General features: G+C 73.9%; 25 protein-coding genes. 19 read left to right on the top strand and 6 right to left on the bottom strand.

Translation table 11 applies throughout. The features are described from left to right. Window positions 1-28 precede the first annotated feature (28 nt). Entirely contained in the window at window positions 29-1,063 is a 1,035-nt protein-coding gene (locus IEZ27_RS25835) for a DUF6221 family protein (RefSeq protein ID WP_189649599.1), read from the top strand. Between the two features lie 19 nt (window positions 1,064-1,082). Here the strand turns inward: IEZ27_RS25835 and IEZ27_RS25830 are convergent, their stop codons facing one another. Continuing rightward, on the bottom strand, window positions 1,083-1,562 hold the full coding sequence (locus tag IEZ27_RS25830) for a proteasome activator (protein ID WP_189649598.1): 480 nt from the start codon (window positions 1,560-1,562) through the stop codon (window positions 1,083-1,085). Window positions 1,563-1,677: 115 nt separating this feature from the next. Here IEZ27_RS25830 and IEZ27_RS25825 point away from each other — a divergent pair, with 115 nt between their 5' ends. Together IEZ27_RS25825 and IEZ27_RS25820 are read left to right on the top strand one after the other, a co-directional pair. After that, window positions 1,678-2,040, top strand: a complete 363-nt coding sequence (locus IEZ27_RS25825) for a hypothetical protein (RefSeq protein ID WP_189649597.1) — start codon at window positions 1,678-1,680, stop codon at window positions 2,038-2,040. A gap of 65 nt (window positions 2,041-2,105) precedes the next feature. Next, window positions 2,106-2,357 (top strand): hypothetical protein, encoded by a 252-nt coding sequence (locus IEZ27_RS25820; protein WP_125632962.1) that lies wholly within the window; start codon window positions 2,106-2,108, stop codon window positions 2,355-2,357. Between the two features lie 2 nt (window positions 2,358-2,359). Here IEZ27_RS25820 and IEZ27_RS25815 read toward each other — a convergent pair whose 3' ends face one another. Next, window positions 2,360-3,202: an SDR family oxidoreductase gene (locus IEZ27_RS25815; protein ID WP_189649596.1), complete on the bottom strand. Its 843-nt coding sequence runs from the start codon at window positions 3,200-3,202 to the stop codon at window positions 2,360-2,362. Window positions 3,203-3,323: 121 nt separating this feature from the next. Between IEZ27_RS25815 and IEZ27_RS25810 the strand changes: the two genes are divergently transcribed. From IEZ27_RS25810 to IEZ27_RS25790, 5 genes are read left to right on the top strand one after another with little or no spacing between them, the layout of a single operon-like run. Next, the gene (locus IEZ27_RS25810) at window positions 3,324-3,857 is read left to right on the top strand and encodes a 2,4'-dihydroxyacetophenone dioxygenase family protein (protein ID WP_125632958.1); all 534 of its coding nucleotides are present in this window, start codon (window positions 3,324-3,326) and stop codon (window positions 3,855-3,857) included. Between the two features lie 36 nt (window positions 3,858-3,893). After that, the gene (locus IEZ27_RS25805) at window positions 3,894-5,153 is read left to right on the top strand and encodes an MFS transporter (protein ID WP_189649595.1); all 1,260 of its coding nucleotides are present in this window, start codon (window positions 3,894-3,896) and stop codon (window positions 5,151-5,153) included. After that, window positions 5,150-6,211, top strand: a complete 1,062-nt coding sequence (locus tag IEZ27_RS25800) for a 2,3-butanediol dehydrogenase (RefSeq protein ID WP_189649594.1) — start codon at window positions 5,150-5,152, stop codon at window positions 6,209-6,211. The genes IEZ27_RS25805 and IEZ27_RS25800 overlap by 4 nt, the downstream gene beginning before the upstream one ends. Further along, the gene (locus IEZ27_RS25795; protein WP_189649593.1) at window positions 6,208-6,942 is read left to right on the top strand and encodes an SDR family NAD(P)-dependent oxidoreductase; all 735 of its coding nucleotides are present in this window, start codon (window positions 6,208-6,210) and stop codon (window positions 6,940-6,942) included. The genes IEZ27_RS25800 and IEZ27_RS25795 overlap by 4 nt, the downstream gene beginning before the upstream one ends. A gap of 51 nt (window positions 6,943-6,993) precedes the next feature. After that, entirely contained in the window at window positions 6,994-7,959 is a 966-nt protein-coding gene (locus tag IEZ27_RS25790) for a helix-turn-helix domain-containing protein (RefSeq protein WP_189649592.1), read from the top strand. Here IEZ27_RS25790 and IEZ27_RS55305 read toward each other — a convergent pair. Next, window positions 7,956-9,452: an IclR family transcriptional regulator domain-containing protein gene (locus IEZ27_RS55305; protein ID WP_189649591.1), complete on the bottom strand. Its 1,497-nt coding sequence runs from the start codon at window positions 9,450-9,452 to the stop codon at window positions 7,956-7,958. The two genes, IEZ27_RS25790 and IEZ27_RS55305, sit on opposite strands and share 4 nt — an antisense overlap. A 128-nt stretch (window positions 9,453-9,580) precedes the next feature. On the opposite strand from IEZ27_RS55305, the gene IEZ27_RS25780 reads away from it, so the two are divergent. From IEZ27_RS25780 to IEZ27_RS25745, 8 genes are read left to right on the top strand one after another with little or no spacing between them, the layout of a single operon-like run. Beyond that, a complete protein-coding gene (locus tag IEZ27_RS25780; protein WP_189649590.1) occupies window positions 9,581-10,336 on the top strand; it encodes a CoA transferase subunit A in 756 nt (251 codons plus the stop codon). After that, window positions 10,333-10,962 (top strand): CoA transferase subunit B, encoded by a 630-nt coding sequence (locus tag IEZ27_RS25775; protein WP_189649589.1) that lies wholly within the window; start codon window positions 10,333-10,335, stop codon window positions 10,960-10,962. The genes IEZ27_RS25780 and IEZ27_RS25775 overlap by 4 nt, the downstream gene beginning before the upstream one ends. Continuing rightward, window positions 10,959-12,107 (top strand): thiolase family protein, encoded by a 1,149-nt coding sequence (locus IEZ27_RS25770; RefSeq protein ID WP_125632942.1) that lies wholly within the window; start codon window positions 10,959-10,961, stop codon window positions 12,105-12,107. The genes IEZ27_RS25775 and IEZ27_RS25770 overlap by 4 nt, the downstream gene beginning before the upstream one ends. A gap of 5 nt (window positions 12,108-12,112) precedes the next feature. After that, complete coding sequence (gene pcaH / locus IEZ27_RS25765) at window positions 12,113-12,859, top strand: protocatechuate 3,4-dioxygenase subunit beta (RefSeq protein WP_189649588.1); 747 nt, start codon at window positions 12,113-12,115, stop codon at window positions 12,857-12,859. Next, on the top strand, window positions 12,856-13,380 hold the full coding sequence (gene pcaG / locus IEZ27_RS25760) for a protocatechuate 3,4-dioxygenase subunit alpha (protein WP_189649587.1): 525 nt from the start codon (window positions 12,856-12,858) through the stop codon (window positions 13,378-13,380). Before pcaH ends, pcaG begins: the two co-directional genes overlap by 4 nt. Further along, on the top strand, window positions 13,367-14,566 hold the full coding sequence (gene pcaB, locus IEZ27_RS25755; protein WP_229824322.1) for a 3-carboxy-cis,cis-muconate cycloisomerase: 1,200 nt from the start codon (window positions 13,367-13,369) through the stop codon (window positions 14,564-14,566). The genes pcaG and pcaB overlap by 14 nt, the downstream gene beginning before the upstream one ends. 2 nt (window positions 14,567-14,568) lie before the next feature. Next, window positions 14,569-15,666, top strand: coding sequence for a bifunctional 3-oxoadipate enol-lactonase/4-carboxymuconolactone decarboxylase PcaDC (gene pcaDC / locus IEZ27_RS25750; protein ID WP_189649717.1), 1,098 nt, complete (start codon window positions 14,569-14,571; stop codon window positions 15,664-15,666). Beyond that, window positions 15,663-17,123 carry an aldehyde dehydrogenase family protein gene (locus tag IEZ27_RS25745; RefSeq protein WP_189649586.1) on the top strand — a complete coding sequence of 487 codons (1,461 nt, stop codon included), beginning with the start codon at window positions 15,663-15,665 and terminating at the stop codon, window positions 17,121-17,123. The genes pcaDC and IEZ27_RS25745 overlap by 4 nt, the downstream gene beginning before the upstream one ends. Window positions 17,124-17,157: 34 nt before the next feature. Here IEZ27_RS25745 and IEZ27_RS25740 read toward each other — a convergent pair whose 3' ends face one another. Beyond that, window positions 17,158-20,052, bottom strand: coding sequence for a M36 family metallopeptidase (locus IEZ27_RS25740; RefSeq protein ID WP_229824321.1), 2,895 nt, complete (start codon window positions 20,050-20,052; stop codon window positions 17,158-17,160). Between the two features lie 169 nt (window positions 20,053-20,221). Here IEZ27_RS25740 and IEZ27_RS25735 point away from each other — a divergent pair, with 169 nt between their 5' ends. From IEZ27_RS25735 to IEZ27_RS25725, 3 genes are read left to right on the top strand one after another with little or no spacing between them, the layout of a single operon-like run. Continuing rightward, window positions 20,222-20,968: an SDR family NAD(P)-dependent oxidoreductase gene (locus IEZ27_RS25735; protein ID WP_189649585.1), complete on the top strand. Its 747-nt coding sequence runs from the start codon at window positions 20,222-20,224 to the stop codon at window positions 20,966-20,968. Window positions 20,969-21,001: 33 nt separating this feature from the next. Next, window positions 21,002-21,349, top strand: a complete 348-nt coding sequence (locus IEZ27_RS25730) for an ArsR/SmtB family transcription factor (RefSeq protein WP_189649584.1) — start codon at window positions 21,002-21,004, stop codon at window positions 21,347-21,349. Next, entirely contained in the window at window positions 21,342-21,812 is a 471-nt protein-coding gene (locus IEZ27_RS25725; protein WP_189649583.1) for an SRPBCC family protein, read from the top strand. The genes IEZ27_RS25730 and IEZ27_RS25725 overlap by 8 nt, the downstream gene beginning before the upstream one ends. A gap of 3 nt (window positions 21,813-21,815) precedes the next feature. On the opposite strand, the gene IEZ27_RS25720 is transcribed toward IEZ27_RS25725, so the two are convergent. Further along, window positions 21,816-23,120 carry a hypothetical protein gene (locus IEZ27_RS25720; RefSeq protein ID WP_189649582.1) on the bottom strand — a complete coding sequence of 435 codons (1,305 nt, stop codon included), beginning with the start codon at window positions 23,118-23,120 and terminating at the stop codon, window positions 21,816-21,818. Between the two features lie 81 nt (window positions 23,121-23,201). Continuing rightward, window positions 23,202-23,942 carry a lytic polysaccharide monooxygenase gene (locus IEZ27_RS25715; RefSeq protein ID WP_189649581.1) on the bottom strand — a complete coding sequence of 247 codons (741 nt, stop codon included), beginning with the start codon at window positions 23,940-23,942 and terminating at the stop codon, window positions 23,202-23,204. Between the last annotated feature and the right edge of the window lie 26 nt (window positions 23,943-23,968).

The raw sequence follows: 23,968 nt of genomic DNA, 5'->3' as shown, positions 1-23,968 counted from the left end.
CAATCGGGGTAATTAAGGGAGTTCAGGGATGAAAAGCACTGTTCGCACCGCGAAGCAGGCGTTCTGGATCGACGCCGGGCACGGCGGGACGCAGGAGCACTACGGCGAGCAACTGCGCAGGTGGCGGCACGCGTTCGCGGCCACGGGCGGGGAGCCGGGCGCGAGCGGCGTCACGCTGGACCCCCTGCACTTCGCGCTGGCCGCCTGGGAGGTCGCCACCCGGCCGGTCGCCGACTCCCCCTACGTACGCACCCATCCCCGCGTCCTGGACGCCACCTGCCACCGCGCCGAGGACGGCCGCGACCCGCTGGCCGTGGTCGAGCTGGCCGCGCCGCCGCCCGTACCGCTGCCGGACGGCTGGTCGAGCTGGCGGCACGTGGGCGAACAGCCGTACGCGGCCGGGCCGGAGGGCAGCCCGACCGTGCTGAGCACGCTTGAGCTGCGCATCCCGCTGTCCGGCGACCGCCTGCCGACACCCACCCGGCCGCGCGCCGAGGGGCTGCCCAACCTGGACGACGCCCAGGCCTCGCTGGAGGCGTTCGTGGCCGAGCTGAACACGGCGGTCACCCCGTTCCTGCGCGAGCTGGACGGCGTCGAGGGCGTCCCGGAGACCGACGGCGCGACGATGGTGCAGTGGCTGCGCACGCAGATCGAGGCCGACAAGGCCACCGCGGAGGCCGCGGGAGCCGGGCCCTGGCGCTACCTCACGACCTCCGGCGCCGCCCCCGGCCCGGTACGCCAGGGCACCGGCGGCGCGCGGCGGCTGGAGTTCGGCGGCCGGCGGACGGTCACCCGCGTCGGCTTCCACGACGACGACCTGCTGCACCCGGTCGAGGCGATCCACATCGCCCTGCACGACCCCGCCGACGTGATCGCCCGCTGCGGCGCCGAGCTGGCGCTGCTGAACGAGCACACCCCGGCCCTGTCCGCCGCGCGCGACGCCGGCGCCCCCTGCCCGCAGTGCGGCGAGGGGGCCGGCTCCCCGTGCCAGACCCTGCGCCACCTCGCCTACGGCTACCGGCTGCGCCTCGGCTGGCGCCCCGAATGGAGCCCGGCCCGCTGACCGTCAGAGATGGTTGCCGTCAGAGGTAGTTGCCCTCGCCCTGGGGGCGGAGGCCGTCCGGGCGGGCCAGGGCGCGGCCGGCGTGCAGGCCGAGCTGCTGCTGGCGGGCGGCGGCCTGCTGGAGCTGGAGCCCGGCCTGGATGCCCTGGAACACGCCTTCCAGCCAGCCCACGAGCTGACCCTGCATGACCCGGATCTCCATCTCGGTCGGCGTCCCGCCGTTGGGCGTGGGCCGCAGGCGTTCGAGCTCGTCGCGCAGCTCGGGCGCGACCGAGCCGGCGACCTCCTTGATCGCCTGCTCGTAGATGCGGTGCATGCGCTCCCTGGCACGCTCTTCCAGGTGCACCCCCTTGGCCTCCTCCAGCAGGCTGCGGGCCATCGTGCTCACGCGGAGCAGCCGCGCGGGCTCCTCGACGCGTTCGATGTCGGTCCTCACGGCATCGCGCAGGCCGTGCTCCCGCTGCTCGTCCCCCGAAGCCGGATGCGGCGTCGTCGTCATGTCTACAGCCCTCATTCATGCAGGTAGACGGCTCGTGTGCCGCCAGGAACAGCCCTTCCCGGTGCCTCGCCGTTCACTCGTGGAGCGGCCGGAATCCTGGGTAGGGGTTCCCCTCATGAACCGGGAGAACGACGATCCCGAGGACGAGTTCTTCGCGCCCGTGCTGCGCGAGCCGCCGCCTCCGGACGAGATCAGCCGCTCCGGCGTGGTGAGCGACACCGGCGTGCCCGACGTGCACGGCGGCGGCGAGGGACACTGGCCGGCCTCGCCGCCGCCGTCCAACGCGCTCGGCCTGCGCCTGCTGGCCGCCGCGCTGGCGTTGCTCGCCGGGATCGTGCTGGCGGTGCTCGCGGTGCTGGCCGGACGGGCGTTGCTGGCGCTGCCGCCCGCGGCCCTCGCGGTGGCCGCCGCCGTCTACCTGGTGGTGTTCGCCCGGCGGCGCTCGCGCGAGGACGGCGGCCCGCCGACGTTCGGGTAGCGCGTCGCGCCGGGTTTCACCTCGTTCCTGTGGGTACACGCCCGCTGAGGGGAAGAGGAGCTGTGATGTCTCTCATCGACCGTGATTGTGTGCGCCAGTTGCTGGAGTCGGAGCACGCCGACGCGACGCTGGTGTTCGTCCGGGGCGACTGCGTCGTGCTGCGGGCCGGGGAGATCGACGACGCCCACAGGGGGCTCGTGATCGCCAGCCGCGAGGACGTCGTCGCCCAGCTGCCCGACGGCGGCGCACTGAGCGAGCAGGCCCTCGACGACCTGGCCGTACGGCTCGACAACGTGGTGCGCGACCTGGGCGCCTGACCTCAGCCGGACCGCGCGAGCAGGTCCGCCAGGCCGGTCGGCACACGGCCGGTGAGCCGCCGGACGTCGTCGCTGACCCCCTCCAGCTCCCCGGCGGCGATCGCCAGGTACGTGGACACCCAGGCGTCGACCTCCCAGCCGGGCGCCCCGTAGGACCTGCGTGACCCGTACGCCTCCTCGACCGTCTCCGGGTGGTAGCTGATCGCGCGCCCGGTCGCCGCGGTGAGCGTGGCGGCGACCTCGTCGAGCGTGAGGGCCTCAGGGCCGGTCAGGTCGTAGGTGCGGCCCGCGTGCGCGCCGGGGTCGAGCAGCACCGCGACGGCCGACTCGGCGATGTCGTCCTGGGCCACGGCCGCGACCCGGCCCTGCCCGGCCGGTCCGCGGATCACGCCGTCGGCGCCCGCCAGGCCGGGCAGGAAGTCGGCGTAGAGGTTGTCGCGCAGGAACGTGAACGGCAGGCCGGCGGCCCGGATGTGCTGCTCGGTGGCCCAGTGGTCGCGCGCCAGCGTGAACGTGGCGTCGGGGGCGGCGCCGTAGAAGGAGACGTACACCAGGTGGCGCACGCCGGCCGCCTGCGCGGCGGCGACGAACGTACGGTGCCGGTCGACGCGGTCGGCGCTCTCCGACGCCGACACGAACAACACCGTCGAGGCCCCTTCGAGGGCCCGGTCCAGCGCGGCGCGGTCGCCGTAGTCGGCCTCCACCGCGCTCGCCCCCTGCAGCCCGGAGGCGGCCCGCCCGGCGCGGCGGGACACCAGCCGCTGTTCGACTCCGCGGGCGGCGAGCAGGGCGGCGATCCGGCCGCCGAGCCGGCCCGTGGCCCCGGTGGTGACGACGAAGCTCATGACCCGAGATCTTCCGCCCTCATGTCCGGAATCTGCAAGCCCCCACGTCCACCAGGGGAAAGACGGCGCGGGCCCCGCCGGGATTCACTGCCGGGAACACGACACGAAAGGGGCCGTTCACATGCCCGACAACCCCACCGGCGAGTTCTGGAAGGATCTGCGGCCGATCGAGAACTCCTTCCGCCCGGACGCGCTGCCCGAGGTGTACCTGTCCCAGGTGGCCACCGACGACGACCGGTACTACGTGCCGTTCACCGAGACCGTCGGGTCCCGGCCGCTGTGGATCAACGTCAAGGACAACAGCTGGGCCGACATCCTGCGGGCCAAGGAGGCGGGGCTGGTCAACCGGCACTACCACCCGCACGAGGTGTTCGCGTACACGATCTCCGGCAAGTGGGGCTACCTGGAGCGGCCCTGGACGGCGACCGCCGGCGACTTCGTCTACGAGGCCCCGGGCGAGGGCCACACGTTGGTCGCCTACGACAGCGGCGAGCCGATGAAGACGTTCTTCATCGTCAAGGGCCCGCTGGTCTGGCTGGACGAGAACGGCGACCCCGACGGCTTCTTCGACGTGCACGACTACATCAAGATGTGCCGCGAGCACTACGAGAAGGTCGGCATCGGCGCCGACTACGTCAACTCCCTGTTCCGCTGATCGCAGCCCCGCCGCATCCCCCGAAATGAGAGCGTCATGACCGACACCGCGGCCGCGCCGGACACCAGGGCCGCCGACCGGTACGAGAACCGGCTTCTCGTCATCCTCTTCCTGTCCTTCGGCTTCGTCTTCTTCGACCGGCAGGCGCTGGCGTTCCTGGCGCCGTACATGGACCAGGACTTCGGCCTGTCCAACGCCGAGCTGGGCACGCTGTCCGGCGTACTGGCCCTCACCTGGGCGCTGGCCGGGATGTTCGCCGGCCGCCTGTCCGACGTGCTCGGCAGGCGCAAGCCCATCCTGGTCGTGGCCGTGGTGCTGTTCTCGCTGTTCTCGGCCTCGTCGGGGCTGATGGGCGGCTTCGCCGGGCTGCTGGTCGCCCGCGCGCTGATGGGCACGGCCGAGGGCGCCGTGTTGCCGATGGCGCAGTCGCTCATGGTGGAGGCGTCCAGGGAGCGCCGCAGGGGCTTCAACATGGGGCTGCTGCAGGGCTCGTCGGCCGGGCTGCTCGGCGGCATCGTCGCGCCGCTGGTCGTGGTGTGGATCGCCGAGACCTACGACTGGCGGGTCGCCTTCTACGTGACGATCGTGCCTGGCCTGATCATGGCCGCGCTGATCGCGAAGTTCGTCCGCGAGCGGTCGCCGCGGGCGGCGGCCGGGGCGCCCGCCGAGACCGCGGCGCCCGTCAAGGAGCCCAGGGTGCCGCTGGGCGAGGTGCTCAAGCTGCGCAACATCGTCGTGTGCATGCTCATCGCCTGCGCCTACCTGACCTGGTTCGTCACCATCATCACCTTCACACCGACGTACCTGACCGAGGTGAAGGGCTTCGGGCCCGGCACGATGAGCGGCGTCATGACCTGCCTGGGCGTGGCGTGGGTGCTCTGGGGGTTCGCCACACCGGCCATCTCCGACCGGCTGGGCCGCAAGCCCGCGCTGATCGGCTTCACCGCGCTCGCGGTGTTCTGCCCCCTCGCCGTGGTCTACGTCGAGAGCCCGGTGCTGCTCGGCGCGATCATGATCGTCACCTACACCGGGCTCGGCTGCTTCACGCTGTTCATGGCCACGATCCCGGCCGAGACCGTGCCGCGCGGCGCGCTGGCCACCGCGCTCGGCGTGATCATGGGCGTGGGCGAGCTGGCGGGCGGCTTCCTCGGCCCGATGGTCGCCGGCTGGGCCTCCGACCAGTGGGGGTTGCAGGCCGCCATGTACATCGCCGCCGGTGGCGCGCTGGTCGTGGTGGCGCTCGCCTTCGCGCTGAAGGAGACGGCCCCCGCCGTGCTGCGCAGGGCGGCCGCGTGAGGGCCGCGGTCTGGCACGGCGCCAAGGACGTACGGGTCGAGGACGTGCCCGTACGCGAGCCGGGCCCGGGGGAGGTGACGATCGCGGTGGCGTACTGCGGGATCTGCGGCAGCGACCTGCACGAGTACGCCGACGGCCCGCACGCGATCCCCGTGGGCGAGCCGCACCCCGAGTCCGGCGTGCGCGCGCCGATCGTCCTCGGCCACGAGTTCTGCGGCACGGTCACCGGCCTGGGCGAGGGGGTCACCGGTCTGGCCCCCGGCGACCGGGTCGCGGTCGAGCCGCACTACCGGTGCGGGACCTGCCCGCGCTGCCTGGCGGGGGAGTACAACATCTGCCGCCACTTCGGGTTCGCCGGGCTCATGGGGCACGGCGGGCTCGCCGAACGGGCCACGGTGCCGGCGTACATGCTGCACCGGCTGCCGGAGGCGGTGCCGCTGGAGCAGGCGGCGGTGTTCGAGCCCGCGGCGGTCGCCCTGCACGCGGTGCGGCGGGCCGGGATCCGCGAGGGGGACACGGTCGCGGTCCTCGGGCTCGGCCCGATCGGGCTGCTCGTGGCCCGTTTCGCCGCGCGGGCCGGAGCGGGCCGCGTCGTGGCCGCCGACCGTTCGCCCGCCCGCCTGGAGCTGGCCCGCCGGCTCGGCGCGGAGGCGGGCGACGACCTGGCCGAGGCTGTCGGCGGCGAGGGCGCGGACGTCGTCTTCGAGGCCGTCGGCTCGCAGGACACGCTGCGCGCGTGCCTGGCCGCCACCAGGCGCGGCGGGCGGGTGGTGTTCCTCGGGCTGACCGGCACGGTCTCCCTCGACGCCTTCGCCCTGGTCAACAACGAGCAGACGATCGTGACCAGCGTCGGCTACCGCGACGTCTACCCGGAGCTGATCCGCATGGTCGCCGAGGAGGGCGAGGACCTGGCCGCGATCGTCACCGCCACCATCCCGCTGGAGGACGTGGTGAGCGACGGGTTCGAGGCGCTGCTGCGCGGACAGGAGCAGGTCAAGGTGCTGGTACGACCCGGCGGCGGCGCGTCGGGCGGCGGGGACGGGAGGCGGCGCCCGTGACCGAGGGATTCGCTCCCGGCCTGTTCGCCGGGCGGCACGCGTTCGTGACCGGCGGCACCTCGGGCATCGGCGCGGCGACCGCCGTGCTCCTCGCCGAGCTGGGCGCCGGGGTGACGGCGCTCGGCCTGCCGCCCGCCGACCCCGCCGAGCTGCCCGGCCACCCCGGGGTCCGCGTCGTGGAGCACGACGTGCTCGACCGCGGCGGCCTGGCCCGCCTGCTGTCCGCGGGCGACCCGCTCGACGTGCTGGTCAACTGCGCGGGCGTCAGCCACGACCGCGAGGAGTACGACCTGGCCCGCTGGCAGCGCGTCATAGAGATCAACCTCACCGCCACCATGGTCGCCTGCCAGGCCGCCCGCCCCGCGCTGGCCGAGCACGGCGGCGCGATCGTGAACGTCTCCTCCATGTTCGCCTTCTCCGGCAGCCGGGACCGGCCCGCCTACAGCGCGAGCAAAGGCGGGGTGTCCCAGCTCACGAAGTCGCTGGCCGCCGAGTACGCCGCCGACGGCATCAGGGTCAACGCCGTCGCCCCCGGCTTCGTCGTCACCCCCCTCGCCCGCGGCGTGCTCGACGACCCGCCCGCCCTGGCCCAGGTGTTGTCCCGCATCCCCGGCGGGCGGCTCGGCAGGCCGCGCGAGGTGGCCTCGGTGGTGGCGTTCCTGTGCTCCCCGGCGGCCTCGTACGTCACCGGGGCGGTCGTCCCCGTGGACGGAGGCTATCTGGCTGTGTGACACCTCACATAAGCTGTGTCCCTCTGACATGCACGAACGCGAGGAGGTCGCTTGTCCGCCGTCTCCGTGATCTCCCAGGCCACCACCGAGCACATCGAACCCGCCGAGCGCATCCATTACTGGGAGGACTACAACCGCCGGGCGCTCGTGGGCCTGTCGTGCACGTCGTACTCCGAGCACGGCCTGCTGGCCAGGCAGACCAACATCGAGCTGGCCGGGCTGCGGCTGGCCGAGATCGCCGGGAACGCCCACGCGATCGAGCGCAGCCCGCAGACGGTCAGGTCCACGCCGAAGGACTCGGTGTTCGCGACGCTGCTGCTCAAGGGCGAGGCGGTCTTCCTGCACGAGCACGGCTGCCTGTCGGCCACGGCCGGTGAGCTGGTCGTCTACGACACGCGCAGCCCGTACCTGTTCGGGTTCTCCTCCTCGATGCGGCAGATCCTCGTGGACATCCCGCGCGACCTGTTCGCGCAGGCGTGCGTGGCGGGCGGGCTGCCGGGGCCGATGGTGTTCGGCAGGGGCACCGCGCGGGAGGGCACGCTCGTGGCCGCGCTGCGCTCGACGATCGGCGGCCTGGCCGCCCTGCGGCCCGCGCACGACCCCGCCGACGCCGAGCGGGCCGTGCTCGACCTGCTCAGGCAGCTCGCCGAGGAGCGTACGGGCGGGCGTCCCGGCCCCGACGCCTACCGGTCGCAGCTCATCGTCGCCGAGGACTACGTCGAACGGCACCTGCACGACCCCTGCCTGGGCGCGGCGCAGGTGGCCGGCGTCATGGGCATCTCGGTACGGCACCTGGCGCGCATCTTCGAGTCCACCGGCAGGTCGCCCGCCCGCCACATCATGGAACGGCGGCTGGTGCGCGCGCACGACGAGCTGACCGGTCCGGGCACGAGGGAGACCACCATCGCCGACGTGGCACACCGGTGGGGTTTCTCCAGCCAGGCCCACTTCGCCCGGCTCTTCCGCGCCAGGTACGGCCTGACCCCCAGCGAGGCCCGCGCCGAGGCCACCCGCTAGGGGAGCCGCCCGGTGTGGGCCAGGTCGGCCTCCATGCGCGCGGCCGTCCGCCTGAGCTCGGGCAGCACGTCGCGCAGCAAGTGGTCGCGGCTGGCCTTGCTGGCGTGCGTGGCCACGTTGACCGCCGCCACCACGCGCCCGTCCGGACCGTGCACCGGGACGGCGATCGACCGCACGCCCTCCTCCAGCTCCTGGTCCACCAGCGCGTAGCCGTCGGCGGCGGCCCGCCGCACGGCCGCGGCCAGCCCTTCGGGCGAGGTGATCGTGTGCTGGGACAGCGGCTTCGGCTCGATGGCGGCCACGCGCTCGGCCGGCAGCCCGGCCAGCAGCACCCGGCCCATCGACGTCGCGTACGCGGGGAAGCGGGTGCCGACCGTGATGTTCACGCTCATGATGCTGACCGTGGGCACCCGGGCCACGTAGAGCACGTCGTCGCCGGACAACACCGCGACCGACGCCGACTCGCGTACGCGCGCCACCAGGTCGGCCAGGTGCGGCTGGACCACCTCGCCGAACGTGCGCCCCGACAGGTGGGCGTAGCCCAGTTCGAGCACCTTGGGCAGCAGCACGTACCGGTTGCCGTCCGCGGCCGCGTAGCCGAGGCCCTCCAGGGTCTGCGCCGCGCGCCGGACCGTGGCCCTGGGCAGGCCGGTGACCTTGGCGGACTCGGCGAGCGTGCACCCGCCGCGCGCCGACCCGAGCGAGACCAGCACGGCCAGGCCGCGGGCGAGCGACTGCAGGTAGCCCATGCCCAGCTCCTCCTTGGCCGCCCGCGAGCCGTCCGCACCGGAGGGGCCGCCCTCGCGGGTGCCCGCGAGGGTACCCGTGCGGGGGCGGTGCGGCTCGCGGGCCCCGGCGGCCAGGACGGCCTCCATCTCGGCGACCGTGGCGCGCAGCCGGGGCAGGGCGTGGGCGCGCAGGCCCGCCACGGTGTGCCTGCTGGTGTGGCTGACCACGCTGACCGCGCAGGCCGCCTTGCCGTCCGGGTCGCGTACGGGCAGCGCGACCGCGATCAGCCCCGGCTCGATGAGCTGGTCGTCCTCGGCCCAGGGCGCGGCCGGGTCGAGCAGGGCCAGCCCCGCCGCGCACCGTCCGGCGGGCAGCAGGTCGCCCACCCGGAAGGCCACCGACATCGTGCGCCGCCTGGTGAACTGGCCGACGAAACGCACGCCGTCGCCGTCGCGCACGGCCAGCGACACCGACTCGTCCAGCTCGGCGGCCAGCCGTCCGGCCAGGGGCGACAGGCTCTCCCGGAGGCCGTCGCAGGCCAGGTAGGCCGCGCCCAGCTCCATCAGCGGCGGCGCGAGCAGCACGTCGCGGCCCTCGGCGCGCAGGTGACCGAGGTGCACGAGGGTGGCCAGCACCCGGTCGACGGTGGACCTGGCCAGGCCCGTGGCGCGTACGAGATCGGTCGCGCGCATGCGCCGCCCGGGGTCGGCGGCCAGCACGCGCAGCACGGAGAGGCCGCGCTCCAGGGTCCCGGCCGGTTCCATCGGCGGCTCCTCGTCCAGGTGGGGGCTTTGACAGGAACGCCCCCGGTACAGATACTCGAAGCATAATAGTGAACTTAAGTTCGCAGAGCGAACGCCTCGGGCGAACTTCCCCGGCTGAACGGAGTGTCGTGCGGAGAGACAAGGTGGTCGCGACGGCCGCGGAGGCGCTGGCCGGCGTGCATGACGGCGCGTCGTTCGCGGTCGGCGGCTTCGGGCTCAGCGGCATCCCCAACGTCCTGATCCAGGCCCTCTACGACACCGGCGTGACCGGCATCGGCGTCGTGTCCAACAACTGCGGCGTCGACGGCGGCGGCCTCGGGATCCTGCTGACCGCCGGCCGCATCGCCCGCGTGACCGCCTCCTACATCGGCGACAACAAGGAGTTCGCCCGTCAGTACCTGAACGGCGACATCGAGGTCGAGCTGACGCCGCAGGGCAGCCTGGCCGAGCGGCTGCGGGCCGGCGGCAGCGGCGTCCCCGCCTTCTACACCCCGGCAGGGGTCGGCACCCCCGTCGCCGACGGCGGCCTGCCGCTGCGCCACCACCCCGACGGCACGGTCGCGGTCGCCTCGCCGCCCAAGGAGGTACGCGAGTTCGACGGCCGCGAGTACGTCCTGGAGCGCGGCATCCGTACCGACTTCGCGCTGGTCCGGGCGGCCAAGGGGGACCGGTTCGGCAACCTGGTCTTCCACCGGTCCGCCAGGAACTTCAACCCGCTGGCCGCCATGGCCGGACGGGTCACCGTCGCCGAGGTCGAGGAGCTGACCGAGCACATCGACCCGGACGAGGTCCACCTGCCGGGCGTGTTCGTACGGCGCGTGCTCCCGCTCACCCCCGAGCAGGCCGCCGACAAGGGCATCGAGAAGAGGACGGTCACCGAATGAGCTGGACCCGTGACCAGATGGTCGCGCGGGCCGCGGCCGAACTGCGCGACGGCGACTACGTCAACCTCGGCATCGGCCTGCCCACCCGCATCCCCTCGTTCCTGCCCCCGGGCGTGGACGTGGTCCTCCACTCCGAGAACGGCATCCTCGGCGTCGGCCCCTACCCCGCGCCCGCCGACGTCGACCCCGACCTGATCAACGCGGGCAAGGAGACGGTCACCGTGCTGCCCGGCGCGTCCTTCTTCGACTCCTCGCTGTCGTTCGGGATGATCCGAGGGGGTCACATCGACGTGGCCGTGCTCGGGGCGATGCAGGTCTCGGCCCGCGGCGACCTGGCCAACTGGATGGTCCCCGGCAAGCTGGTCAAGGGCATGGGCGGGGCCATGGACCTGGTCCACGGCGCCCGCAAGGTCATCGTGATCATGGAGCACAACGCCAAGGACGGCTCACCCAAGATCGTCAAGGAGTGCTCGCTGCCGCTGACGGGCAAGGAGTGCGTGCACCGGATCATCACCGACCTCGGCGTCTTCGACGTCACCGGGCCGGGGCTGGCCCTGGTCGAACGCGCCCCGGGCGTGGACCTGGAGGAGTTGCGCAACCGTACCGACGCGGAGGTCACAGCATGAAGGACGTCTACATCGTCGACGCCGTACGCACGCCGTTCGGCCGGTACGGCGGCGCGCTGGCCGCGGTCCGCCCCGACGACCTGGCCGCGCACGTCGTCGCGGCCCTGGTCGAGCGCACCGGACAGGAGAGCGCCGACGAGGTGCTCCTCGGCAACGCCAACGGCGCCGGCGAGGAGAACCGCAACGTCGCGCGCATGGCCGCGCTGCTGGCCGGGCTGCCGGTCACCACGCCCGGCGCGACCGTCAACCGGCTGTGCGGGTCCGGCATGGAGGCCGTCGTCCAGGCGTACCGGGCCATCGCGGTCGGCGACGCCTCGGCCGTGATCGCGGGCGGCGTGGAGTCGATGACCCGCGCGCCGTGGGTGCTGCCCAAACCGGACCGCGCCTTCCCCGCGGGCGGGCAGGAGCTGGTCTCCACCACGCTCGGCTGGCGGCTGGTCAACCCGAAGATGCCGGCCGAGCACACGGTCGCGCTCGGCGAGGGCGCGGAGCTGATCGCCGACAAGCACGGCATCACCCGCGAGGAGCAGGACGCGTACGCGCTGGGCAGCCACCGCAAAGCGGCCAAGGCGGCCCTCGACCGCGAGATCGTCCCGATCGCCGGCCTGACCAGGGACGAGGGCATCCGCGACGACACCTCGGCCGAGGCGCTGGCCCGGCTCAAGCCGGTGTTCAGGAAGGACGGCGGCACGGTCACGGCCGGCAACTCCTCCCCGCTCAACGACGGCGCGGCGGCGTTGCTGCTGACCGACGAGGAGGGGCTGCGCGGCCGCGAGCCGCTGGCCCGTCTCACCGCGAGCGCCGTGAGCGCGCTGGAGCCGCGCTACTTCGGGCTCGGCCCGGTCGAGGCCGTACGCAAGGCGCTGGCCAAGGCCGGCAAGGGCTTCGGCGACCTGTCGACCGTGGAGCTGAACGAGGCGTTCGCCGCGCAGGTGCTCGGCTGCCTGGCCGAGCTGCCCGACCTCGATCCCGCCCTCGTCAACCCCGACGGCGGCGCCATCGCGATCGGCCACCCGCTCGGCGCCTCCGGGGCCCGCGTCACCGGCGCCGTGGCGCACCGGCTGGCCGCGGCCGGCTCGGGCGTCGGGATCGCCTCCCTCTGCATCGGCGTCGGCCAGGGGCTGGCCGTCGTACTCGAAAGGTAGCGTCCATGTCCGAACCACTCACGCAGGCCGACATCGACCGCGAGATCGCCGCGCTCGGCGAGAGCGACCGGCGGGCCGCCCACCCTTCGCGCGACTACGCCCCCTACCGCAGCACGCTGCTGCGCCACCCCAAGCAGCCGCTGGTCGCGCTGAAGGACCCGGAGGCGAGTGAGCTGGCCGGGCCGGTGTTCGGCGTCACGGACGTGACCGCCCTCGACTCCGACCTGACCAGGCAGCACCTCGGCGAGCCGCTGGGCGAGCGCATCACCGTGACCGGCCGCGTGCTCGACCGCGAGGGCCGTCCCGTACGCCGCCAGCTCGTGGAGATCTGGCAGGCCAACTCCTCGGGCCGCTACCTGCACCAGCGCGACGACCATCCCGCGCCGCTCGACCCCAACTTCTCCGGCGTGGGCCGCTGCCTGACCGACGACGACGGCGGCTACCACTTCACCACGATCAAGCCGGGCCCCTACCCCTGGCGCAACCACGTCAACGCCTGGCGGCCGGCCCACATCCACTTCTCGTTGTTCGGCACGGCCTTCGCCCAGCGGCTGGTGACCCAGATGTACTTCCCCGGCGACCCGCTGTTCCCGTACGACCCGATCCTGCAGTCCGTCACCGACGAGAGCGCCCGGCAGCGGCTGGTCTCCACCTACGAGCACGACCTGTCCAAGCCGGAATGGTCGCTCGGCTACCGGTGGGACATCGTGCTCGACGGGCCCGCCGCGACCTGGATGGAGGAAGGCCGATGAACCCCACCCCCTCGCAGACCGTCGGCCCGTTCTACGGCTACGCGCTGCCCTTCCCCGGCGGCGGCGACCTCGCCACCGGCGGCATCACCGTGCACGGCCGCGTCCTCGACGGCGCCGGCGACCCGATCCCCGACGCGCTGCTGGAGTTCTGGCAGGCCGACCCCGCGGGCGACCTGGCCGGCGCGCCCGGCTCGCTGCGCCGCGACCCGGTCAACGGCGCGGTCCTCGGCCGGCACGGCGTCGACTTCACCGGCTTCGGCCGGGTCCCCACCGACGCCGACGGCCACTGGACCCTGCGTACGGTCGAGCCGGGCAACGGGTACATCAGCGTGTGCGTGTTCGCCCGCGGCCTGCTCCACCACCTGTTCACCCGCATCTACTTCCGGCCCGACGCCTTCCTCGACTCGCTGCCGCCCGAACGGGCGCGCACGCTGGTCGCGGTCGAGGAGCGGGAGGGCGTCCACCGGTTCGACATCCACTTGCAGGGCGAGAAGGAGACGGTCTTCCTTGACTTCGGCTGACCCCGACCGAGGGGCCCCAGGCGCGCCGTCCGCGGCGGGCTCGGGGGAGTTCGGGCTGCTCGCGCCCATGCGCGGCGGCGTCGCGGCGACCGGCGACGTGGCGGTGCTCCAGGCCATGCTGGACGCGGAGGCGGCGCTGACCCGGGTCCTCGCCGCGGTCGGGCGCGCGCCCCGGGAGGCGGCCGACGCCGTGACCGCCGCCGCCCGCGCCGAGCTGTTCGACCCGGCCGGGCTGGCCGAGCGGGCCCGTTCGGGCGGCAACCCGGTCATCCCGCTGGTGGACGACCTGCGCGCGACCGTCGGGCCGTACGCCGAGCACGTGCACGCGGGCGCGACCAGCCAGGACATCATGGACACCGCGCTCATGCTGGTCGCGTACCGGGCGCTCGGGCCGGTGCTGGACGACCTTGACCGGGTGGTCGCCGGGCTCGGCACGCTGGCCGAGGCCCACCGCGACACGCTCATGGCCGCGCGTACGCTCACCCAGCAGGCCGTGCCCACCACGTTCGGGCTCAAGGCGGCCGGCTGGCGCAAGCTGGCCATCGACGCCCGCGACCGCCTGCGCGCCGCCCGCGCCGCGCTGCCCGCCCAGCTCGGCGGCCCCGCGGGCACCCTCGACCGGTTCACCACCCCGGGCACTGTCTCCAGGGATGGGGATGGGGGCGCGGAAGCGCTGGAGGTGGTCGCCCGGTTCGCCGCCGAGCTGGGGCTGGCCGCGCCCGTCCTGCCGTGGCACGTGTTGCGCACGCCCGTGGCCGACCTGGCCGGGGCGCTGGCGTTCACGGCGGGGGCGCTGGGCAAGACGGCCGCCGACGTGCTGGTGTTGTCGCGTACCGAGATCGGCGAGGTGTCCGAGGGCGTCGGCGGCGGCTCCTCCTCGATGCCCCACAAGCACAACCCCGTGCGGGCCACGATGATCGCCGCGGCGGCCCGCCAGGTGCCCGCCCACGCCGCCGTCCTGTACGCCTCCCTCGCCGCCGAGGACGAGCGCCCGCCCGGCGCCTGGCACGCCGAATGGCAACCGCTGCGCGAGGCGCTGCGCCTGGTCGCCGGCGCCGCCCGCGACGCCGCTGAACTGGTCGCCGGCCTGCGGGTGCACCCCGGGCGCATGCGCGCCGCCCTGACCGTCGCCGGACCGCCCGGCGCCGCCGCCGCCCTCGTGAAGCGGGCCCTGGAGGAGAAGTGACGTTGTTGCAACACCGCCTCGACGGCCCGGAGCACGGCGAGCCGATCGTCCTCGGCCCCTCGGTCGGCACCTCGACCCGGGTGTGGGAGCCGCAGGTCGCCGAGCTGGCCCGCAGGTTCCGCGTGATCCGCTTCGACCTGCCGGGACACGGCGGCTCCCCGTCCGGGGACGTGTCCACCATCGACGGCATGGCCTGGCTCGTCCTGGAGCTGGCCGACGCGCTGGGCCTGGACGCCTTCCACTACGCCGGCATCTCCATCGGCGGCGCGATCGGCGCCACCCTCGCCCTCCGCCACCCCGACCGCGTGCTGTCCCTGGCGATGATCTGCTCCTCGGCCCGCTTCGGCGAGCCCGGCGGCTGGCACGAGCGGGCGGCGCTGGTCCGCGAGCAGGGCACCGGGCCGATGCTGGAGCTCTCGGCGAAACGCTGGTTCGCCGGGCCCGGCGACCAGGCGCTGCTCGACGACCTCGCCGCCGCCGACCCCGCCGGCTACGCCGCGTGCTGCGAGGCGCTGGCGAGCTACGACCTGCGCGCCGAGCTGCCCGGGATCACCGCGCCCACGCTGGTCCTGGCCGGTCGCGACGACCCCGCCACGCCGCCCGCGCACGCCAGGGAGCTGGCCGACGGCATCCCCGGCGCCATGCTCGTGGAGATCCCCGGCGCGGCCCACCTGGCCGGCGTCGACCAGCCGGAACGGGTCACCGCCGCGCTGCTCGCCCACCTGCCCGCGACCCCCGGCATGCGGGTACGCCGCGACGTGCTCGGCGACGCGCACGTGGACCGGGCCGTCGCCCGTACCACCGCCTTCACCAGGGACTTCCAGGACCTCATCACCAGGTACGCCTGGGGTGAGATCTGGACCAGGCCGGGCCTGGACCGGCGTACCAGGAGCTGCGTCACCCTCACCGCGCTCGTCGCGCACGGACATCTCGACGAGCTGGCCATGCACGTCCGCGCCGCCGTACGCAACGGCCTGACCGCCGACGAGATCGGCGAGGTGCTGCTGCAGAGCGCGATCTACTGCGGAGTTCCCGCCGCCAACGCCGCGTTCGGCGTCGCCCAGCGTGTCCTTACCGAGATATCAGGGGAGACCTCATGACCATCACCCGTGACCTGCTGATCGGTGGCAAGAACGTCCCCGCCCAGGGCGGGCGCACGACGTCCGACCTGGCGCCGTACACCGGCGAGGTGTACGCGACCGTGGCCGCCGCCGGCGTCGAGGACGTCACGCTGGCCGTGGACGCGGCGCAGGCCGCCTTCGACGGCTGGGCCGCAACCAGCCCGTTCGCCCGCCGGGAGATCTTCCTCAAGGCCGCCGACCTGCTCCAGGAGCGCGGCGAGCAGGCCGTGGCGCTGATGGCCGCCGAGGTCGGCGGCACCCGCCCGTGGGCGCTGTTCAACGTCGGGCTGGCCGCGAACATGTTGCGCGAGGCCGCCGCCGCGATCACCGCGCCGCGCGGCGAGGTGCTCACCGCGCAGGAGGAGGGCGTGCTCGGCCTGGCCGTACGCGAGCCGCTCGGCGTGGTCGCCGCCTTCTCGCCGTGGAACGCGCCGATCATCCTCGGCGTGCGCTCGGTGGCCGCCGCGCTGGCCGCGGGCAACACCGTCGTCATGAAGCCCAGCGAGGACGCCCCGATCGCGTGCGGCCTGTTCGTCGCCGACCTGCTGCACGAGGCCGGGCTGCCCGCGGGCGTGCTCAACGTGGTCACCAACGACCCGGCCGACGCCGCCGTCATCGCCGAGGCGCTGATCGCCGACCCCCGCGTACGGGCGGTCAACTTCACCGGCTCCACCGAGGTCGGCCGGATCATCGGCACCCACGCCGCGCGCCACCTCAAGCCCGCCCTCCTGGAACTGGGCGGCAAGAACGCCATCATCGTCCTGGACGACGCCGACCTCGACCACGCGGTGAACGCCGCCACCTTCGGCGTCTACATGAACGCCGGCCAGATCTGCATGTCCGGCGACCGCGTGCTGGTGCACGAGTCGCTGGCCGGCGAGTTCGGCCGCAGGTTCGCGGCCAAGGTGGGCACGCTGCCCGCCGGCGACCCGTCCCGCCCGGAGACCGTGATCGGGCCGCTGGTCAGCGCCGGGGCCGCGCGCCGGGTGGCCGGCCTGGTCGCCGACGCGGTCGCCAAGGGCGCGACGGTGCTGGCCGGAGGCGGCGAGCCGGACGGCGCGGTGCACCCGGCCACGGTGCTGACCGGCGTCCCCGAGCACGCCGACCTGCACTACGGCGAGGCGTTCGGCCCGGTGTGCGTGATCGGCACGTTCACCACCGACGACGAGGCCGTGGCCCTGGCCAACGACACCGAGCACGGCCTGACCGCCGGGATCATCACCGAGAACGGCACCCACGGCCTGCGCGTGGCCCGCCGCCTGCGGACCGGCATCGTGCACGTCAACGACCAGTCGGTCGGCGACGAGCCGCAGGCGCCGTTCGGCGGGGCCGGCTCCTCCGGCTACGGCCGGTTCGGCGGCCGGTGGGGCCTGGAGGCGTTCAGCAACACCCGCTGGATCACCCTGGCGACCGAGCAGGCGCACTACCCGTTCTGAAGCGGCGGGCCGGCCGGGCCGGCCCGCCCCGGGATCAGTGCGAGTACGCCTGGAACTCCGCGGCCCGCACCTGCTCGCGCGCCGCACTGGCGGTGGCGCAGTCGGTCGAGGAGTTGGGATCGGCGTCCTGCTCACCGGCGTAGCGCGGGTTGCCGGTGCACTGGCTGCTGACCACCCGCAACATCAGGTGGGTGGCGCTGGTCGGCGGCACCCGGAAGGAGCGGACGAGCAGGTCCGCGCCGCGCGGCCGGGGCAGCGTGGCGTCGAACGCGTCCGCCGGGCTGGTGTAGATCTTCCTGAAGCTCGCCGGGTCGGCGCAGTTCGCGGCGCAGGCCAGCACCTCGAACGCGCGCAGCGCCGAGAACCTGTTCTGCGCCCCCGGGTCGGCGGCGTCGCCGACGTCGGGCCGCAACATCGCGCTCACCTGGACCCGGCGGACCGTGACCGGCCGGTCGCCCGCCAGGTCCACGGTGACCGACTTGCCGGCCGGCGCGCCGGTGCGCGAGGCCCAGTTCGTGGCCTCGGTCTCGTCGATCAGCCTGGCCTGGTTGACGCCGTCGCCCGCGGCCGTCGCGCCCGCCGCGGCCGAGGCGAGGTTGCGCGGCGGCGACAGCACGAGCGGCAGCTTCACCCCGGCCACCACCGGGAACGTCAGCCGCGTGTGCCCGAACCCGGCGCCCGCCACGACGAATCGGTACGTGCCGGGCGTCATCTCGACCGTGTCGCCCAGCGGCGTCGCCGGGTCGGTGTCGGCGACCGGCACCGCGCGGCCCTCGTAGTCGCCCACGTACAGCCGCAGGGCCGCGTCCTTGGCCTCGCCGAGCGGCTTGAGCTGGAGCGAGCCGTTGCGGCCGGCCGGGTCGGTGAAGCTCGGCGTCGGGTCGGGGTCGTTGGGGCCGTTGCTGGCCGCGCCCTTGCCGAGGCCGTGCTCGGCGAACGCGCGCCACAGGATGTCCTGGTTCGCGCCGTCGAAGCGGATGGCGTCGGCGGCCAGGATCGCGTCACGGTGATCGACGTAGCTGACCGCGCCGGAGGCCATCAGCAGCAGGGCGTCGTACGAGAGCTGCGCCCACCGCCGGTTCCCCGGGCACTTGTCCACCGCCACCTTGCCGTCGGCGCAGGCGCGCTGCCGGGCGGGCGTGCCGTCGCCGTAGCGCTTGACGAAGGCGGCGCGGGCGTCGAACTGGGTGGCGGTCCAGATCTCGCCGTCCGCGTGCACCTGCGCGCCGACCAGGTCGTAGGCGATGTCGCTGTAGTTCAGCGGGGACTTGGACATGTCGTAGTTGCGGATGCCACGTGCCCGGTCACCCGTCACGTACGGGCCGATCACGTACGGGGTCGCGCCGGAGGAGCGGAAGCCGTACTCGTTCAGGTACTCTATGGCGAACAGGTCGGAGGTGCTCTCGTTCATGGCGCCCGCCTGCGCGCCGCTCCAGCCGGCGTTCGGGCCGCCGATCATGCGGCCGGAGATGGCGTGGGTGTACTCGTGCCCGATGACCGACATGTCGTAGTCGCCGTCCACGCAGGGGGAGTAGAACGAGCCCGCGATCGGCTGCCACAGGTACATGTTCGTGATCGGGGCGGTGCCGTCGGGGCCGGTGATCTGGTTGGCGTTGTCGCGTACGGACGACACGCGCGCGCCGGCCTGGGCGTTGCCCAGCTCGGGGTCGTTGCCGAGGCCGCCGCGGTCGCCGTTGTCCACCTGCATGTTCCAGGCGGACTCGGTGAAGCCGAGCCGGTAGGACCAGTCGTGCATGCGGTTGTGCATGGCGTTCAGGTTGGCGATGGCCGCCTCCAGGTCCGCCTCGCCGGGCTGGTCGAACGTCGCCGGGTCGCACTTGGCCGTGTTCCAGGTGTTGCGCCAGGGGTAGACGTAGCTGCGGTTCGGGGAGGCCGCGTTCGTCCGGGTGCCGACGGTGAACGGGTCGCCGCTCGCGCGGTTCTCGTACGTCCGGGTGGCGTTGCCCGCGCTGGTGTACGTCGGCGTGCCCGTGGCGTGGTCGACGTCCCACGCGCGGCCGGTCGCCGGGTCGCCGCCGGTCGCGAGGTCGCAGCCGGGGCCGGGCGCCTGGCACCAGGTACGGCGGGCGTCGGCGGAGGAGTAGTCGCCGGGCGGGTTGACCGGGAAGGCCGCCCAGCGCGGGTTCTCGGGGTCGAAGTGGTCGACCAGGTTCTCGCGGGTGAGGATGCCGCCGCTGACGGCGTCCACGTGCGTGGTGTACGCCGCCGCCTGGCCCTCGCCCCCGCCGATCAGGACCACCTGGTACGCGCTGTGCACCCCGTCGGGCGCGGGCACGGCCACCTTCGTGACCTGCTTCGTCGTCGCCGTGGCGAGGTCCACGCCGCCGTCGCGGGCCGCGATCTCCAGGGCCCGTGCCTCGCTGATCGCGGCGGCCGGGGGAGCGGTCTGCTCGCGGGCGAGCGAGGAGGTGACGTGGCGTACCTTCCCGTGCACGACGCCGACGGCGACGAGCCCGTCCACCCCGGCCGGCAGCCCGCCGAACTTCTGGCGCAGGAGCACGGCGTAGCCGGCGCCGAGGGGATTGACCGCGACCTTCTCCAGCCCGGCGACCTCCTCGGCCGACAGGCCGAACAGCGGCTCGTTGGCGGCCAGGTAGGCGCGGGCGGCCCGCTCGGGGTCCTCGCCCAGCCCTTCGGCGAGCGGCGCGGCGCCGGTGACGACGGCGGGCGTGCCGAGCGCGTTCCAGCGGATCTCGGCGCCGGCGGCCCGCGCGCCGAGCCCGGCGGGCGGTGCCACCCGGCCCTGCCGGTTGTCCACGTCCGGCTTCTCGTGCTGCTCGGCCTGGAAGTCGTGGGCGATCGGGGCCTGTCCGCCGGGTTCGCCCCGGGCGGCGCCGGAGAGGGGCAGGGCAGAGACGGTGACCGCGACGGCGATCACGGCGCTGCGTAACCAGGGTCTCGTTGACACAGTTCCTCCTGGGCACGAAAGACGCGCGATTGACGCGCGTCCCGCAAGTGGTAACACCGCCCCGGGGTCCTGACAAGATCGGGTAAACGTGTGGGCTGTCCAGTTCTTGACACGGCCGCGTAATCAACCTGTAGGTTGATAAACCAACAGGTTGAACAAGGAGGAAGAGATGCTGCTCCAGGACAAGGTCGCGGTGGTCTACGGCGCGGGCGGGTCGATCGGCGGGGCGGTGGCGCGCGCCTTCGCCCGCGAGGGCGCGCGCGTCCACCTGGCCGGCCGTACGCGGGCCACGCTCGACAAGGTCGCCGACGACATCCGCGCGGCCGGCGGCACGGCGGAGACCGCCGTCGTGGACGCGCTGGACGAGCGGGCCGTGGACGACTTCACCGGCTCGGTCGCCGCCCGCGCCGGCCGCATCGACGTCTCCTTCAACGCCATCTCCGTCCAGGACGTGCAGCGGCCGCTGGCTGAGATCTCCGTCGAGGACTTCCTGCGGCCGATCCAGGTCGCCGCGCGCACGCAGTTCCTCACCATCAGGGCCGCCGTCCGGCACATGACCGGCTCGGGCGTCGTCCTGCTGTTCGGCGGCGGCGGCCCGCAGACGCAGCCGGGGCTGGGCGGCTTCAAGGTGTCGCTCGACACCATGGAGGGCATCCGCCGCCAGTGGGCGTGCGAGGCCGGGCGGCAGGGCGTGCGCGTCGTCACCCTGATCACCGGCGGCGTGCCGGAGAGCATCCCCGACTCCTACGCCGGCAAGGACGAGCTGGAGGCCGAGCTCCGCGGGCCCACCCTGCTCGGACGGCTCGCGACCCTGGCCGACGTGGGCGAGGTGGCGGCGTTCGTCGCCTCCGACCGGGCCCGGACCATGACCTCGGCGACCGTGAACGTCTCCTGTGGCGCGATCGTGGACCATTAGGTCAGCGCCACCACGGAAGGAACGTACACCCCGATGCCCGACGACCAGCTGAGCCTCACCTTCGCCGCCCTGGCCGACCCCACCCGGCGGGCCATCCTCGCCCGGCTGGCCGACGGCGAGGCGACGGTCAACGAGCTGGCCGGGCCCTTCGACATCAGCTTGCAGGCCGTGTCCAAACACCTGAAGGTGCTGGAACGGGCCGGGCTGATCAGCAGAGGCCGCGACGCGCAGTGGCGGCCGTGCCGGCTGGAGACGGCCCCGCTGGAGGGCGTCTCCGAATGGATCGACCGTTACCGCGAGCGCTGGACCGGCCGGTTCGACCGGCTCGACCAGGAGATCAGGAAGCTCCGGCGCGGCGAGGAAGGACGTGACCATGGGTGACACCGAGTTCGTCATCGAGCCGGGCCGCCAGGACATCGTGATGATCCGGGCCTTCGACGCCCCCAGGGACGTGGTGTTCCGGGCGGTGACCGACCCCGAGCTGATCCCGCGCTGGTGGGGCCCCCACTGGCTGGACACCAGGGTGGAGGCCATGGAGGTCAGGCCGGGCGGCCGGTGGCGTTTCGTCAACATCGACGCCAGCGGCAGGGAGTACGCCTTCAGCGGCGTCTACCACGCCGTCCTCCGGCCGGAACGGCTCGTGCGCACGTGGGAGTACGAGGGGGCGCCGGCCGAGGTGGCCCTGGAGACCGTCACCCTGGAGGAGTCCGGCGGCCTGACCCGGTACGTCGCCCAGTCGGTGCACCCGTCCGTCGAGGCCCGCGACGCGATCGTGCGCGCCGACGGGGCCAAGGGCGGCGCGCAGTCCATGGACCGCCTGGCCGAGGTGCTGAAGGGCCGCTGACCGCTACTTCGGGGCGCAGGCCAGGCGGCAGCCGCCGAACCGGGCCTCGTCGGGCGCCGCGAACGCCGACTCCGGCACGCCGCGCAGCGCCTCGGCCATCGAGGCCCGCCAGATCGGGCCGGGGATCGCGGCGCCGTCCACGACGTCGTACCGGCGTCCGCCGATGGGGGTCTCGCTCAGCCCGTGCCGTACGGGGACGTCGGGGAATCCGAGGCTGACGGCGGAGGCCAGGTCAGGGGTGTAACCGGCGTACCAGGCCGACCTGGGCTCGTTCGTCCGGTCGGCGATGCCGGCCGCGTCCCGGCCGAGGCCGCCGGTCCGCAGCAGGCCGGTCACCGCGTCGGCGACGGCGGGGTCGAGCGCCCGCTCGCACTTGGGGGCGAGGGCGTGCAGCACCTTGCCGGACGCGTCGCGCACCTCCTTGACCGCCCTCGGCGCGCAGCGCAGGCCGTGGGCGGCCAGCGTGGCGTAGGTGCCTGCGACCGTCACCGTGTCCACGTCGTTGACGCCGAGCGTGAACATCTCGTACTCCGACACCGGCACCCCGCCGGGCCGCGTGAGGCCGAGCGCCCGCGCCGTGCGTACGGTCTCGCAGAGGCCGATCCGCTCCTCCAGCCGCATGAAGAAGGTGTTCAGCGCGTCGCGGGCGCCCCTCCGCAGGGTGACGAACGTGCCGCCGGACCTGTCGCGGGCGTCGACGACGGTGTGGGCGGGATCGGCGACCTGGTCGCCCTCGCAGTCGGTGAACGCCTCGCGGCCGGTGGCCTGGTAGGGGCCGGAGCGGGGGAGGCCGTCGTCCGCGCGCATGCCGCCCGCCATCGCCGCGGCCAGCGTGTACGCCATCGCCGTCGAGCCCCGCGGCAGGCCGTGCGCGCCGTCGCCGCGGCTGGCGGCCAGCGCCCTGATCTCGCCGCTGCCCGGCGCCACCATGGCCTGGACGGCGATCGGGGCGTCCGCGGCGCGCACCCGGGCCTCGATGGCCCGCTGGGCCGCCCGCTGCGCCCGGGGGTCGAGCGTGGTCGCGATGACCAGGCCGCCCCTGGTGAGCAGGCGCGGATCGATCGCGGTCAGCTCGTCGCGCACCCGGCGGCAGAAGGCGGGGTGGGTGCTGACCGCGCAGTCGGGGGCGAGCTTCTCGACGACCTGCCCGCCGCCGTCGACGATCACGCTGTCGCGTACGACCAGCGGAGCGACGTTCAGTGGCTGCCTGTCCGGAGCCTGACCGGCCGGCGCGGACAGCAGCACGGCGGCGCCCCACACGGCCGCCGCCACCGCGACGACGCCCAGGACGAGGAGGAGTCGCTTCATCGGCGCCTTTCGGGGGGAGGGGTGCGGCCGGACTGTTCATCATGGCCGACCGCACCGCCCCCGTGCACCGGAGTTAGGCGGTCACACCCTTTGCCACAGGGCGGGCACGTTCGGCGGCTCCCAGCCGGGCAGCGCCGTGTGCGGCTGGACGCACCGGTAGGTGACGGTGTTGTAGACCACCTGGTCACCGCTCTTGTACGCGGTTCCCGCGGTCCAGTTGCCGGTCGGGCCCGTGGTCGGGGTCACCGTGGGCGTGGGGGTCGGGGTCGGGGTCACCGTGGGGGTGGGAGTGGGCGTCGGGGTCGGGCCGCCGGGGCCCACCTGGAGGTCGACACAGTTGTAGAAGGCGTTCTCGGTGTCGGCGATGTTCCAGATGGCCAGCAGCTTGATGCGCCCGGTACGGCCGCCCAGGCTCACCGAGTGCGTCACCGTGGAACCGGGTTGCCTGCCGTGGTCGTCGAACACCGCGACCCGGGTGCTGCCGACGTAGTACTCCCACGTGCTGGTGGCGTGGCGGGCCTCGATGAGCCACTTGAAGTTGACCGTGTCACCCACGCTCGCGGCCGGCCAGGCCTTGCTGTCGTCGTCCAGCGGGGCCCATCGGGAGTCGCCGCCGCTGCAGTTACGCAGGCCCTTGGGGCCCTCGACGCTCTGCGGCTCCCAGATGATCTGGCCGCAGTTCTTGACCTTTCCGGCCGCGCAGTTGGCCTGGCGGCTCGGGGGGTCGGAGATGTAACCGTGCGCCGAGGCCGGCGGGGAGAGGGCGACGACGGTGGCGACGGAGACCGCCGCCATGGCTAAGAAGGTCCATACTCTGCGCATGTCACCGTTCCTTCATGCTGGGGGAT

It is taken from the genome of Nonomuraea spiralis (assembly GCF_014648435.1).
GTDB classification, from domain to species: Bacteria; Actinomycetota; Actinomycetes; order Streptosporangiales; family Streptosporangiaceae; genus Nonomuraea; species Nonomuraea spiralis.
The sequence above is the reverse complement of the archived record's forward strand: the minus strand, read 5'-3'. Positions and strand labels throughout refer to the sequence as shown.

What these genes read in the sequence shown, in the direction of transcription:
- IEZ27_RS25775 (WP_189649589.1), top strand. Translation starts at nt 10,333, where the DNA reads ATGAGCTGGACCCGTGACCAGATGGTCGCGCGGGCCGCGGCCGAACTG.
- IEZ27_RS25720 (WP_189649582.1), bottom strand. Translation starts at nt 23,120, where the DNA reads ATGAAGCGACTCCTCCTCGTCCTGGGCGTCGTCGCGGTGGCGGCGGCC.
- IEZ27_RS25745 (WP_189649586.1), top strand. Translation starts at nt 15,663, where the DNA reads ATGACCATCACCCGTGACCTGCTGATCGGTGGCAAGAACGTCCCCGCC.
- IEZ27_RS25820 (WP_125632962.1), top strand. Translation starts at nt 2,106, where the DNA reads ATGTCTCTCATCGACCGTGATTGTGTGCGCCAGTTGCTGGAGTCGGAG.
- IEZ27_RS25735 (WP_189649585.1), top strand. Translation starts at nt 20,222, where the DNA reads ATGCTGCTCCAGGACAAGGTCGCGGTGGTCTACGGCGCGGGCGGGTCG.
- pcaG (WP_189649587.1), top strand. Translation starts at nt 12,856, where the DNA reads ATGAACCCCACCCCCTCGCAGACCGTCGGCCCGTTCTACGGCTACGCG.
- IEZ27_RS25830 (WP_189649598.1), bottom strand. Translation starts at nt 1,562, where the DNA reads ATGACGACGACGCCGCATCCGGCTTCGGGGGACGAGCAGCGGGAGCAC.
- IEZ27_RS25805 (WP_189649595.1), top strand. Translation starts at nt 3,894, where the DNA reads ATGACCGACACCGCGGCCGCGCCGGACACCAGGGCCGCCGACCGGTAC.
- IEZ27_RS25715 (WP_189649581.1), bottom strand. Translation starts at nt 23,942, where the DNA reads ATGCGCAGAGTATGGACCTTCTTAGCCATGGCGGCGGTCTCCGTCGCC.
- pcaH (WP_189649588.1), top strand. Translation starts at nt 12,113, where the DNA reads ATGTCCGAACCACTCACGCAGGCCGACATCGACCGCGAGATCGCCGCG.
- IEZ27_RS25835 (WP_189649599.1), top strand. Translation starts at nt 29, where the DNA reads ATGAAAAGCACTGTTCGCACCGCGAAGCAGGCGTTCTGGATCGACGCC.
- IEZ27_RS25815 (WP_189649596.1), bottom strand. Translation starts at nt 3,202, where the DNA reads ATGAGCTTCGTCGTCACCACCGGGGCCACGGGCCGGCTCGGCGGCCGG.
- IEZ27_RS25725 (WP_189649583.1), top strand. Translation starts at nt 21,342, where the DNA reads ATGGGTGACACCGAGTTCGTCATCGAGCCGGGCCGCCAGGACATCGTG.
- IEZ27_RS25770 (WP_125632942.1), top strand. Translation starts at nt 10,959, where the DNA reads ATGAAGGACGTCTACATCGTCGACGCCGTACGCACGCCGTTCGGCCGG.
- IEZ27_RS25825 (WP_189649597.1), top strand. Translation starts at nt 1,678, where the DNA reads ATGAACCGGGAGAACGACGATCCCGAGGACGAGTTCTTCGCGCCCGTG.
- IEZ27_RS25730 (WP_189649584.1), top strand. Translation starts at nt 21,002, where the DNA reads ATGCCCGACGACCAGCTGAGCCTCACCTTCGCCGCCCTGGCCGACCCC.
- IEZ27_RS55305 (WP_189649591.1), bottom strand. Translation starts at nt 9,452, where the DNA reads ATGGAACCGGCCGGGACCCTGGAGCGCGGCCTCTCCGTGCTGCGCGTG.
- IEZ27_RS25810 (WP_125632958.1), top strand. Translation starts at nt 3,324, where the DNA reads ATGCCCGACAACCCCACCGGCGAGTTCTGGAAGGATCTGCGGCCGATC.